We start from the raw sequence: 12,670 nt of genomic DNA on the forward strand, positions 1-12,670 counted from the left end.
GTACTGCAGGGGGGACCCTGTGGGAGAGTAGGACGCCGCCGAACAATCATTCAGAAAAGGCCCCACCCGGTTTCCGGGTGGGGCCTTTTCGCGTTGAGAGGTCGCGAGGTCGCGAGGTCGCGACTGATCCGGATGTCTCCGGCAGGAGCGGGCCGACCGACGCTGAGAGAGTGCTCCTGTTAGCCTGAATGACATGATCACGAGGGGGTTCAAGCAACGGTTATCCAGCGGGCCGGCTTCCGGTCCGCAGCGAGCTCTGATCACTGCCAGTTTCGTCAACAGGGTCGGCAACGGTCTCTTCAACACCGCTGCCATCCTCTACTTCACGCTCGTCGTGCACCTGCCCGCCACACAGGTAGGAGCGGGTCTGACGGTCGCCGGCCTCAGCGGCTTGGCGGCCGGCATACCGGCGGGGAATCTGGCCGACCGCTACGGGCCACGCACGATCTGGCTGATGACGCTCGCCCTACAGGCCGCTGCAATGGCGGCTTTCGTCTTCATCGACAACTGGCTCGCGTTCACGCTCGTCGCCACCCTGGACCGGCTGGCTGCCACGGCAAGCGGCGCTGCGGGCGGTGCACTCATGGCGCGAGTGGGCGGTGAACGTCCTGCCGCCTTCCGGGCCAGACTCCGCACCTACGTCAATCTCGGCGTCGTTGTGGGCACCCTGGGCGCGGCCTTCGCCATCCAGATCAACACTCGCCCTGCCTACACCGGGCTGATCCTCGCGAACGCCGCCAGCTTCGCGTGCGCCGGACTGATCGTGTTCCTCGGCGTCCCGAACTACCGGCCTCTGCCCCGGCCCAAGGAGCACCGTCAGTGGTCCGTCCTGGCCGACCGGCCGTACGTGTCCTTCGTCGCGCTCTACAGTGCCATGGGCCTGCAGTACCAGGTCGTCTCGCTTCTCCTGCCGATCTGGCTCACCACCCACACCGACTCACCGCGCTGGGCCGTGGCAGCGGTCTACGCGATCAACAGCGGCGTCTGCGTGCTGCTCCAGAGCAGACTTGGCTCCAGGGTGGAAACCCCACGACAGGGCGGCCGCGCCTTCCGCCTCGCCGGACTCCTGTTCCTCGTCAGCTGTCCGTTGATGGCACTGACAGCTGACGTTCCCGCATGGGTCGCACCGGCGCTCGCCGCGCTCGCCGTGTGCATCCACAGCGTCGGCGAGGTGTGGGAGTCGTCGGCCAGCTTCGCGCTCGGCTTCGGTCTCGCACCCGACCATGCCCAAGGGCAGTATCAGGGCCTCTTCGGTATCGGCTTCGACGCAGGCCAAGCACTCGCCCCTGTGGTCCTGACCGGGGCAGCCCTTGCGCTCGGACACGCGGGCTGGCTACTCCTCGGTGCATTCTTCGCGGGCCTGGGCGCGGCAGGACCTCCGGTGGCCGCATGGGCCGAGCGAACGCGCCCCGGGACACCGGGTACGGAAGCTTCCGCACAACATCGGCAAGGTGAGTCCCCGCTGCTGGAGGCCGACTGCTGAGGTCGAACCGGTGATGTCGCAGGGCGGTTGACCACGTCGGCGTGCTGCGACGGGTTGCGGGCACGCCCCCGGCCATGGAGGCGTGCCCCCGGGTGGTACCCGGGGGCACGCCTGTTGGTACTCCCGGCCACTGCCGAGGAGTTGCGGGCAGCGGGGGGGGGGGGGGGTCGGCATCGCGGACGGCGTCCGGCGGGGGATGTGTCGGTTCGCGGGGCCGGTTCGTGAGTGAGTGCGTTCTCGTTGTGGCGGTTTGGTGCGCATACGGCCCCGTCGTCGTCCTCCGCGGGGGAACGGCGCGAAGCTGGTGCGAGGAGACGGGGCGTCAGCAGTGCGTCGGGGCAGACTTCGCCGTCCACAGGGGATGGAGGGGGTGCCCTCGGGGGCCTGCCTGCTTGCCCCGGGAGGGCAGGACGGCCGTGTGGGTGCGGTTCGAACGAGTTGTCGGTTGGTGCTCGAACAGGTCAGGGTGTCCCCTGGTTGTTGACATGGTCACGGGGCGCGAGCGGGGTTTCGGAAAGGGGGGAGGGTGCGGAGGCGGACGGGCTGGCTCCTACGGAAGGGGCCCGTTGACATGGTCGGGGTGGCCGGTGCACCTTTCCGGTCCGGTTGCCCGGGGAGGGAAGGTGCACCCTGCACGCCGGTTCAGTTCTTCGGCCTGATGTCGCTCAGCGTGCCGCTGATGTTGAGGAGTTCGTGGCACGTGGCTGCCTGCTTGCCCGAGGCCGGGGTGCCCGGTGACTCGCAGGTCACGTTCGCCGTCACGGTCTGGTCCTCGGGGACCTGGATGGGAGTCACCCAGTGGTAGTCCTGGTTGCGGAAGGTCTCCAAGGCGATGGTGGTGATCGTCTGCTTGCCGGCCGTGATGGTCAGCAGTCCTTGGTCGCCTTGGAAGTTGGCGGCCACGATGTCGGTGATGTCGAAGACCTTGCCGTGCGGCACCTGGTAACTGCCCGCCGACGAGGAGCCGTTCGCGGTCTTCACGTCGATCGTGGCGGAGCTCTGCTGTCCGGTGCCCGGCACTGCCAGGCCCGCGCCGGGGTTGTCGCGGCCGCCGGGACCGGTGCTCGACTGCCCGGCGCCCGGCTTGTCCTGGCCGCCGGGGTTCCCGCCGGAGGGGGGTGTCGGTGTGCCGGGGGCGGGCGCGCCGGGGGTCGGGGCCGGGGCCGGGTTGGCGCTCTGCTGGGCGACGGCCTGTTCGGCGGCCTGCTTCGCGGAGCTGCGCACCGCTGGGCGGACCAGGGCGAACCAGGCCAGCAGCAGCGCGATCAGCGCGGCCAGGAGTGCGAGAAGCCACTTGGGGAGGATCGGGAGTTGGACGAACTCACCGTCCAGCAGCGGCTTCTGAAGGGGCGTCGGATCGACGGAAGCAGCGGTCTCGGGCTTGTCGCCGTTGCCCTTGCCGTCCGCTCCCTTGGCGGCCGCGCCCTTGCCGTCAGGGTCCTTGGCGGCCGTGCTCTCCTCCGGGCCCACCGTGACCTCGAACGGCCAGGAGGCCTGCTTGCCGAACCAGATCAGCTTGCGGGCACGCGCCTGCAGCCGCATTTCACCGGACTCGCCCGGTTCGAGGCGCAGCCGCTCCGGGGTGGCCCGGAACCGCAGGTCCTCGCCCGCCTGTGCGGGGGTGGGGACCACGGTGGTGGGGGCGTTCCCGAGGTTGCGCACCGATGTGCGGTAGCGTCCGCGCAGCCAGCCTCGACGGCGCCGGGGAGCGAGCGCGGCCTGCAGCTCGTGGAACGGTGTCACGGTGACCGTGGCCTCCGGAACCGTCACCAGCTCGGGGCGCTCGGTCGGCAACACGCGGATGCCGAGCGGGAATTCACCGGCCCGAGCGGCGGGCGAACGCGGCGGGGCCAGGCGTACCGTCACCGTCTCGGACGTCCCCGGAAAGAGGGAGACCCGGGCCGGCTCGACCGTCGTCCACGCGGCGCAGTCGCCGACCACCTCCAGCGAGTACGCCTCAACGATGTCGAGGTCGTTGCGTACCGTCAGCGTCGTGGTGGCCACGCCACCGGGCGCCACCGTCAGTGCGGGCAGGCCGAGTTCGGCGGATGTGGTCATAGCGCGACGGTAGGACCGGCGGACGGTCCGCGGAGAGGGCCGTGCGGGCAAGGCGTGGGCACACCCCTTGCCCGCACGGGCTGACCGACGCTGCCCGGTGCCGTCGCGGAGCACCGTGCGGGGCCGGATACCCGCAGCCCCCAGGCCCATGGCCTGCCCGCTTCCCCGGCGGCGCAGACCCACGGTCGGCACCGCCCCGCGGCGCCGACCGTCACCACTGAAGGCCGAATGGAGAATGGAGAGTTCGATGACGTCGACCGATGCAACCTGTGAGGGGTCCGTCACCACCCGGCGGATCCCGGCGACGCCACGGTCCGCCAGTGCCCGGACGATCGGCGCCGCCCGGCCGTTAGCGTCGAGCGTCCCCGCCCAACTGCGCGGCAAGCCGGCCCAGATACGCGTGGCGGTGTACGCGGAGGACCTCATCCTGCAGACCGGTGTGGTCCAACAGCTGCGCCAGCGGCCGGAGGTGGAGCTGCTGAGCGAGAGCGAGGCGGGGAAGGCGGAGGTCTCCCTGCTGGTGGTCGACGCCCTGACCGAGGCGGTGGCCGAGAACCTGCGTCGACTGCGGCTCGCCACGTCGGGCCGAATCGGCCTGGTGGTGGGTCACTTCGAGGCCGGCGGGCTGCAGACGATCGTGGAGTGCGGGGTCGCCGCCGTGCTGCGCCGCTCGGAGGCGGACCAGGACCGGCTGGTGCACCTCATCACCGCCCTGGCCAACGGTGAGGGCGTGATGCCCGGGGACCTGCTCGGCGAGCTGCTCGACCGGATCGGGATGCTCCAGCGCACCATGCTCGACGGGCGTGGCCTGACCCTGTCCACCCTGACGGCCCGGGAGGCGGAGATGCTCCGGCTGGTCGCCGAGGGTTTCGACACGAGTGAGATCGCCGCCAAGACCTCCTACTCCGAACGCACCGTCAAGAACGTGCTGCACGAGATCATCACGCGGCTGGGGCTGCGCAACCGGGCGCACGCGGTGGGGTACGCCATGAGGCGCGGTCTGATCTGAGGGTTACGGCCGGAGGGTCACAGATCGGAGGGTCACAGGCCTGAGGGCTACGGCCCCCAGACCGAGACCGTCCGAGACCCGCCCACGACCGTGGGCGATCGCCCACGACCGCGGCGGCCTGCCCTTTGGGGACACAGGTTGTTTCCCCCGGCTCGGGCGCCCGGGCTCTGTTCCCGGGCGCCCGAGCCGGTGAGACTGCAGGGAGACCGCCCCTGCCAACCTGTGAGGTCGAGCGTGATCGGCGCCCCCGCCACTCCCCGCTCCATCCGGCGGCCGGCCCGAGCCGCCGTCGCGATCCTGCTCGCGCTGGCGGCCGCCGTGCTGACCCTGGGTTCCGCCGCACCCGAAGGGCAGGGCCGGCCCACGTCGCAGGCCGCGGCCGACGACCCGGCCGGCGGGCGGATCGTCTACGCCGGTACGAACCACCGCGGCCTCGGCCGGGTGACCGGCGGGACCTCCAGCACCCCGCTGTTCGGGCCCGGCCCGATCCACTTCGACCAGGAGCCGTCGGCCCGCGGCGACGAGCTGGTGTTCACCAGCCTGCGGGACGGCACCCTGCCCCAGGTCTACCTGCGCGACGCGGCCGGTGCGGTGCACAAGCTCACCACCGGCATGGACACCGCCCACCCCGCGCTGGCCCCGGACGGCAAGGGGGTCGTCTTCGAGGCGTCGGAGGTCGCCAAGGCCGGCGGCAAGCCCCAGCACGTCCTGTGGGTGGTCAACCGGGACGGCAGCGGGCTGCGCCGGCTGACCGACGGCTCGGCCGACGAGATGCATCCGACGGTCTCGCCCGACGGCAACTGGGTCGCGTACGCCTGCAACGGTGACCGGGGGCAATTCCAGATCTACCTGCGACCGTTCACCGGCGGCGCGCCGGTCAGGGTCACCAACGTGGCCACCGGCAACGCCCTCGATCCGACCTGGAATCCGCTGAACGACGACCAGCACCGCAACCAGATCGTCTACACCTGGGACAAGGGCGACCAGGGTCGGACCCTGATGCTCACCTCGCCCACCGGCGGCGACAAGGCGTTTTTCCCCGGCACCGGGTCCACCTGGCGGACGGGCTCCGCCTCCTGGCTGGCGGACGGCAGCGGGGTGCTCTTCCTGAGCACCGACCGGCTCAAGTCCGAGGTCCCGGTCGAGCCCCCGGTGGTGAACCTCTACCGCGCGCCGACCTGTGACTGCACCGATCCCCAACTGCTCTACAGCACCGACCGGTTGATCTCGACGCCGACCTGGCTGGGCACCCAGGCCAAGGGCGGGCCGGTGGTGGAGCAGACCAGCGCCTCCGCCGCCGACGTCGCCGACCTCCAGGACGTCCGCCCCGACGGGGCCGACCCGCGCGACCTGGGTGTCAGCGTGCTCAAGGAGGACCCGGCCGCCGACATCAACACCAATCCCGACCCGGCGGCCGACCCGCTCTTCCACCCCGGGCCCGGGTACGACCCGTGGTTCGAGCGGCAGGCCTACACGCCCGACGGCCGGCAGATCGTGGTGACCCGCTACGAGGACTCGCCCGCCGGGCGGATCCAGCGGATCTGGCTGACCGAGGCCGACGGCTCGAACCCGCGCCCGATGAACCTGGCCGGGCGCGGCCCGCTCGACCGGGACACCGACCCCTCCTTGTCACCGGACGGCAAGCTGATCGTGTTCAGCCGGAGTTCCCCGGGCAACGACAGGGAGCCGGCGCGTCCGGGGCGGATCATGATCGCCCAGGCGTCCACGGGGGCGATCGTCGGCACCGTCCAGCCGCCGGCCGGCGAGTCGGGGGCCTCCGACGGTGAGCCCTTCTGGTCCCCCGACGGCAAGCTGATCGCCTTCTCCAGGACCGAGGTGATCAACGGCAACGCCGGCAACATGCACGTCTGGACCGTGCCCGCCGACGACCTCACCCGGCAGAGCGACCTGAGCCGGGCCATCTGCCCGGGCACCTGCAACGTCATCGACGACAGCCCCGTGTTCTCGCCCGACGGCGGGCGCATCGCCTTCAACCGCAAGGCCGGTGATGGCGGGAACAACCGGCAGGACGGGGTGCTGGTCACCTCGCCCACCGGCGGCGACTGCACGGTGGTCCTGCCCACCGGGCTCGAACACGACAAGGGCGCCTGCTCCCGGCCGCTGCCCGACACCACCGACATCGGCCCGTTCCAGCCCCGCGACGTCGCCTGGACGGCGAACGGCGCGCAGCTGGTGCTCACCTCCCGCCGGGCCCTGCCACCGAACTCGCCGGAGGGGCTGGCCGTCTACGACTTCGCGGCCTGCACGCTCACCCCGCTCGACCGGCGGCTGCCGGGACGCCAGAAGGAGCCGGCCGTCCAGCAGTCCGTGCACCTGGCGCTGAGCGCGCCCGCCCGGACCCCCGCGGTCCCCGTCGAGGGCGGCACCGACGTGACGATCACCGTCACCAACAAGGGCCCCGCGCCCTCGCCCGGCACCGTCCTGACGGCCTCGGTGCCGTCCGGCGCCCGGCTCGGCGGGCTCACCACACCGGTCGGGCAGTGCGACACCGGGGCGCTGCGCTGCGACCTCGGCACCCTGGCGCCGGGCGCGGTGGTCCGGGTGACCGCCCGTCTGATCGGCACCCGGACCGGCCCACAGACCTTCGGCTGGAGCGTCACCGGGACGGTGGTCGACCCGAACCCCGGGGATGACTGGGCCGAGACGATCCTGCCGGTGGAGGACGCACCGACCCCCTCACCCACGCCCACCCCGAGCTCCTCGCCGTCGCCGTCCGCCTCGCCGACGCTCACCCCGACCCCGACCCCGACCCCGACCCCGACACCGCCCGCCTCGCCCACCCCCGCACCGCCCCCGGCGCCGGCCCCCGCACCGACGCCGCTGGCCGGCCCGGGAGTGTCGGTCGACGCCCAGCCCAACCCGGGCTACGTCGGCGGCCGGGTGACCGTCAGCTACACGGTGCGCAACACCGGCCAGGCCCTCGCGACCGGGCTGCGGCTGACCCTCGGCCTGCCCGCCGGGGTGCCCACCGAGGCGCTGCCCCCGGGCTGCCAGGGCGGAGCCTGTGAACTGGCCGACCTGTCCCCGGGCGGCAGCCAGGTGGTCCGGGTGGTGCTGGCACCCGTCGCGGCGATGGAGACCACCGTCACCGCGGAGCTGACGACCACCGGCACCGACGCCACCCCGGGACCGCATCGGGCGAGCACCCCGCTACGCATCCTGCAGCCCCGGATCGTCGCCGTGCCGCCGATCGGCAAGCCCGGCTTCGTGACCTCCGTACGCGGCGTGGACTTCCCGCCCGGCGCGCCGGTGCGCTTCACCTGGCAGCCCGGCATCACCGCCGCGGCGGCGCCCACCTACCCGCGCGCCGACGGGACCTTCGCGGGCCAGCTGCTCATCCTCCCCAAGGACGAGACGGGCCCGCGGACCATCACCGCCGACGGCCCCGGGTTCTCCCCGGTGACCACGCCCTTCCTCGTGGTGGAAGGCAACATCGGCCCGCCGGGGGAGGTGGAGCGACGGTGATCCACGAGGTCGACGAGGCGTTGCGGCTGCTGCTCGCCGAGGCGGGTCTGCCCGAGCGCGGGGTCGAGGTGGTCTTCGACGCGCCCACCCGGGACCTGGCGGCCCGGCGCACCGCGCCGACGGTCAGCGTCTTCCTCTACGGGATCCGCGAGGAGACGGGCCGTCGGCAGGCCGGCGCGGTCGCCGAGTACGACGAGGACGGCGTGGTGGTCGCCCACCGCGCCGCGCCCCGCTGGTTCGAGCTGGCCTACCTGGTCACCGTCTGGACCAACCGGCCGCAGGACGAACACCGGCTGCTGGCCGAGGTGTTGCAGTGCCTGACCGCCGTGGACGCGCTGCCCGTCCGGGTGCTCACCGGGACGCTCGCCGAGCTCGGACTGACCGTCGGGCTCGACATCGCGGGGCGTGAGACGGGCCTGCCGTCGGTGTCCGACGTCTGGTCGGCGCTCGGCGGGGAGCTGCGGCCCTCGATCGACCTCAGGGTGCTCGCGCCGCTGCCGGGCGGGCGTACCCCGGTGGGACCGCCGGTCACCGAGGGGGTGGTGGTCCGCGTCGAGGACACCACCCGGGAGGGCGCGGCATCCGCCGACGGCCCGGGCCGCCGACTGCGCTACCACGGCGGCGCGGACCCCGGACCGGACGGCTTCGCCGCGCCCCGGGACCGCCGGCTGCCGCCGGGCCGCCGACCGCGGGGCGGGGCGCGATGAACCTGGACCTCAGACCGGCCGCGGCGGCGGCCTCCGTCGGGCCGGCCGCGGCCCCGGCCGGCCCCGACCACCTCTGGGAACGGCTGCAGCGGGTCGAGCAACGGGTCCGGGCCGCGGTGCGCGAGCGCCGGGCCGACGACCCGGACCCGGACGACCCCTACCGCGGCCAGTACCTCGGCCCGGAGGCGGTGGAGCGGATCCTGACGGCCCCCGGTGCGGCGGGCCGACGCGGCACCGCCCCCGACAGCACCAGCGACCACGGCGGCCACAGCCTCGCCGCTGACGCGTCCGCGCCGCCGCCCGGCTCGCTGCTCGCGCGGCTCAGCGCCGCCTTCGGGCTGCTCCCGGTGGACCTCGACCTCCTGCTGGTGGCCCTCGCCCCCGACCTCGACTCCCGCTTCGAACAGCTCTACGGCTACCTCAACGACGACCTGACCCGACGCCGGGCGACCGTCGGCCTGGCCCTCGAACTGTGCGGACTGCCGGGCGCGGGCGCCGGCCGCTTCCGGTTCTCCACCCGGGCGCCGCTGATCGCCGGCGGCCTCCTGGAGATCTCCGAGCCGGAGCGCCCGCTGCTCACCCGCACCCTGCGCGTGCCGGACCGGGTGACGGCCCATCTGCTCGGCGACGACGAGCCGGACGGCACGCTCGCCGGGCTGGCCCACCGTGCCGTCCCGGGTGACGTCAGCCGCCGTGCCGTCGCCGGGGACGCGCCCGTCGCCGGAGCGGGCGTCGAGCCCGCCGAGCGGCTGCGCGCGGTCGCGGCGGACGGTGGACTCGTGTACCTGCTGGACCGGGGCGGACACGCCGGCCCGCGCGCGGTGGCCGCCCTCGCCGTCGACGGCCGGCCGCCCCTGGTGGTCGACGCCGCCGCGCTGGCCGCCCGCCCGCCGGGAGGCCTCGTACGGGTGCTCGCCCGCGAGGCACGGCTGGGCGGGGGCGGTGTGGTGCTCGGGCCGCTGGACCGGCTCGAACCCGAACGGCCCGAGCGGGCCGCCCTGTTGCGCGAGCTGTGCGCGGAACTCGCCGGCGTCCCGTTGATCGTGCACGGCCCGCAGGTGTGGGATCCGGCCTGGACGCGGGAGAGCCCCGTGACGGTCACCGTCCCGCCGCCGGACGCGCGCGGTCGGGCCGAGCAGTGGGCCCGCGCCCTGGCCGTCGGCGGGACGCCGCTCAGCGAGGAGCTGACGGACGGGCTGGCCGAGACGGTGGCCGCCTACCGGGTGGACCGGGAGAAGCTGGAGCGGGCCGCCTCGGTGGCGGCCCGGACGGCGGCCGCCGAGCAACGTCCGGTGCGCGCCGCGGACCTACGGGCCGCCGTGCGGGCGCAGAACGCCGCGGGCCTGGCCCGCCTCGCCCGCCGGATCGAGCCCGCGGTCGGCTGGGCCGACCTGGTGCTGCCCGATCCCACCGCGGCCCGGCTGCGCGAACTCGTGCTGCGGGCCCGGCACCGGGACCAGGTGCTCGGGCAGTGGCGGATGCGGCCGGGCGGCGGCCGGGGGAACGGGGTGATCGCCCTGTTCGCGGGGGATTCGGGCACCGGAAAGACGATGTCGGCCGAGGTGGTCGCCGCGGAGCTCGGCATGGAGCTGTACGTCGTCGACCTCTCCACCGTGGTGGACAAGTACATCGGCGAGACGGAGAAGAACCTGGAACGCGTCTTCACCGAGGCCGCGCAGGTGAACGGCGTCCTGCTGTTCGACGAGGCGGACGCGCTGTTCGGGAAGCGTTCGCAGGTCAAGGACGCCCATGACCGCCACGCCAACGTGGAGACGGCCTACCTGCTCCAGCGGATGGAGTCGTTCGACGGGATCGCGGTGCTGACGTCCAATCTGCGCGCCAACCTCGACGAGGCGTTCACCCGGCGGCTGGACGTCATCGCCGAGTTCCCGCTGCCGGACGAGGCGCAGCGGCGCGTGCTGTGGGACCGCTGCCTGGGCCCGCGGCTGCCCCGCGGCGACGACCTCGACCTGGACTTCTGCGCCCGGCACTTCGAGCTCGCCGGCGGCTCCATTCGGGCCTGTGCCGTCTCCGCGGCCTACCTGGCGGCCGGAACGGGCGCACCGCTGGGCATGGCGCAGCTGGTGGCCGCGGTGGTCGGCGAGTACCGCAAGCTCGGCCGGCTGGTGCTGGAGAGCGAGTTCGGGCCGTGGCTGGGAGTCCTCGGGGACACCGGGCGCGCCTGAGCACGGCGGGACACGCGCGGCGGCGGGGCCGTCTGAGCAGCCTGGGAGTACCCGCCGAGCTGCCCGCCGGGGCAGTCGTTCCTGCCCCCGGTCCGGGACCTCGGGACATGTCCCCGGACGGCGCCCGGGCAGCAGACTCGGGGGCGAATGAGGCGAATGACCGGCCACCCGAAGGAGCGCGAATGCCGTCGTACCTCACCCCGGGCGTGTACGTGGAGGAGGTCCAGTCCGGTGCCCGGCCGATCGAGGGCGTCGGCACGGCCGTCGCCGCCTTCGTCGGCTTCGCCGAGACCGGCCCCTTCCACGAGCCCACACTGGTGACCAACTGGGACCAGTACGTCCAGCGGTTCGGCGGCTTCACCGAGGGCACCTACCTGGCGCACTCGGTGTACGGCTTCTTCGCCAACGGCGGCGGCTCCGCCTACGTCGTGCGGGTCGGCGACCCGGCCCGACAGGCGTCCGCCGGCGCGCCCGCGGCCGCCAGCGCGCCCCCGCCGGTCGCGATCGCGGGCTTCCTCTTCTCGGCCCTGCCCGGCGTCGGCGAGGTCTCCGTCGAGATCGCCGACGCGGAGGGGGAGAACGTCCCCGAGGACCGGTTCCGAGTGCTGGTCCGCCGGGGCGCCGAGGTCGTCGAGACGTACGACGTCTCGACCCGTCGGAACACCAAGGGCTACGTCGTCACCCAGCTGCGCGAGTCGAAGCTCGTCGCGGTCACCGAGCAGCCCGGCACCGCGCCGAGCCGCCCCGAGCGCGTGACCCACGCCCTCGCCGCCGCCCCCGCGCCCGCGCCCGGGCCGGTGACGGCCCCCGCCACCCGGCTGGACCCCGCCGAGTACGTCGGCGACGCCGCGGCCCGGACCGGCTTCGCGGGCCTGGAGTCGATCGACGAGATCACCATGGTCGCGGTGCCCGACCTGATGAGCGCCTACCAGCGCGGCGACCTCGACGACGAGGGCCTGCGGACCGTCCAGCTGGCGGTGATGTCGCACTGCGAGCAGATGGGCGACCGGATCGCCGTGCTGGACCCGCCGCCCGGCCTGAACGCCCAGCGGATGCGGACCTGGCGCAACGAGGAGGCGGGCTTCGACTCCCGCTACGCGGCGCTCTACTACCCGTGGATCAAGGTGTTCGACCCGGCGAGCGGCCGCAACGTGCTGGTCCCGCCGAGCGGCCACGTCGCCGGGGTGTGGGCGCGCAGCGACGCCGAGCGCGGCGTGCACAAGGCGCCGGCCAACGAGGTCATCCGCGGTGCGGTGGACCTGGAGATCCGCCTCAGCAAGGGCGAGCAGGACCTGCTGAACCCGATCGGCGTCAACTGCGTGCGGGCGTTCCCCGGGCGCGGCATCCGGATCTGGGGCGCGCGCACCCTCTCCTCCGACCCGGCCTGGCGCTACCTGAACGTGCGCCGGCTCTTCAACTACCTGGAGGAGTCCATCCTCCTGGGGACCCAGTGGGTGGTCTTCGAACCCAACGACGATCGGCTGTGGTCCAGCATCCGCCGGAACATCACCGCGTTCCTCACCGAGGAGTGGCGGCGCGGGGCGCTGTTCGGCCAGACCGCGACCGAGGCCTTCTACGTCAAGTGCGACCGCGACAACAACCCGCCGGAGTCCATCGACCTCGGGCAGGTGATCTGCGAGATCGGCGTCGCGCCGGTGAAGCCGGCGGAGTTCGTGGTGTTCCGGCTGTCCCAGTTCTCCGACAGCACGAGCCTCGTCAACGAGTGACCAGCACGGTCGGC

The 12,670-nt window shown here is 73.4% G+C and carries 7 protein-coding genes; 6 read left to right on the plus strand and 1 reads right to left on the minus strand.

Annotation, left to right across the window (positions count from 1 at the left end):
• The first annotated feature begins 193 nt into the window (after positions 1-193).
• Positions 194-1,483 (plus strand): MFS transporter, encoded by a 1,290-nt coding sequence (locus ACGF12_RS33210; protein ID WP_393038496.1) that lies wholly within the window; start codon positions 194-196, stop codon positions 1,481-1,483.
• A 642-nt stretch (positions 1,484-2,125) separates the two neighbouring features.
• On the opposite strand, the gene ACGF12_RS33215 is transcribed toward ACGF12_RS33210, so the two are convergent.
• On the minus strand, positions 2,126-3,541 hold the full coding sequence (locus ACGF12_RS33215; protein ID WP_393038499.1) for a hydrolytic protein: 1,416 nt from the start codon (positions 3,539-3,541) through the stop codon (positions 2,126-2,128).
• 247 nt (positions 3,542-3,788) lie between these two features.
• Here ACGF12_RS33215 and ACGF12_RS33220 point away from each other — a divergent pair, with 247 nt between their 5' ends.
• The 5 genes from ACGF12_RS33220 (at position 3,789) to ACGF12_RS33240 (ending at position 12,656) form a co-directional block, all read left to right on the plus strand.
• Positions 3,789-4,550, plus strand: coding sequence for a LuxR C-terminal-related transcriptional regulator (locus ACGF12_RS33220; RefSeq protein WP_387628448.1), 762 nt, complete (start codon positions 3,789-3,791; stop codon positions 4,548-4,550).
• A 237-nt stretch (positions 4,551-4,787) separates the two neighbouring features.
• Positions 4,788-8,036: a hypothetical protein gene (locus ACGF12_RS33225; protein WP_393038544.1), complete on the plus strand. Its 3,249-nt coding sequence runs from the start codon at positions 4,788-4,790 to the stop codon at positions 8,034-8,036.
• Positions 8,033-8,743, plus strand: a complete 711-nt coding sequence (locus ACGF12_RS33230; RefSeq protein WP_393038502.1) for a DUF4255 domain-containing protein — start codon at positions 8,033-8,035, stop codon at positions 8,741-8,743. Before ACGF12_RS33225 ends, ACGF12_RS33230 begins: the two co-directional genes overlap by 4 nt.
• Entirely contained in the window at positions 8,740-10,929 is a 2,190-nt protein-coding gene (locus ACGF12_RS33235; RefSeq protein ID WP_393038505.1) for an ATP-binding protein, read from the plus strand. The genes ACGF12_RS33230 and ACGF12_RS33235 overlap by 4 nt, the downstream gene beginning before the upstream one ends.
• Positions 10,930-11,111: 182 nt before the next feature.
• A complete protein-coding gene (locus ACGF12_RS33240) occupies positions 11,112-12,656 on the plus strand; it encodes a phage tail sheath family protein (protein ID WP_387628454.1) in 1,545 nt (514 codons plus the stop codon).
• The last annotated feature ends 14 nt before the right edge of the window (positions 12,657-12,670 follow it).

Origin of the sequence: Kitasatospora sp. NPDC048296 (assembly GCF_043201815.1) — a bacterium.
GTDB lineage: Bacteria > Actinomycetota > Actinomycetes > Streptomycetales > Streptomycetaceae > Kitasatospora.

What these genes read in the sequence shown, in the direction of transcription:
- ACGF12_RS33210 (WP_393038496.1), top strand. Translation starts at nt 194, where the DNA reads ATGATCACGAGGGGGTTCAAGCAACGGTTATCCAGCGGGCCGGCTTCC.
- ACGF12_RS33220 (WP_387628448.1), top strand. Translation starts at nt 3,789, where the DNA reads ATGACGTCGACCGATGCAACCTGTGAGGGGTCCGTCACCACCCGGCGG.
- ACGF12_RS33215 (WP_393038499.1), bottom strand. Translation starts at nt 3,541, where the DNA reads ATGACCACATCCGCCGAACTCGGCCTGCCCGCACTGACGGTGGCGCCC.
- ACGF12_RS33240 (WP_387628454.1), top strand. Translation starts at nt 11,112, where the DNA reads ATGCCGTCGTACCTCACCCCGGGCGTGTACGTGGAGGAGGTCCAGTCC.
- ACGF12_RS33235 (WP_393038505.1), top strand. Translation starts at nt 8,740, where the DNA reads ATGAACCTGGACCTCAGACCGGCCGCGGCGGCGGCCTCCGTCGGGCCG.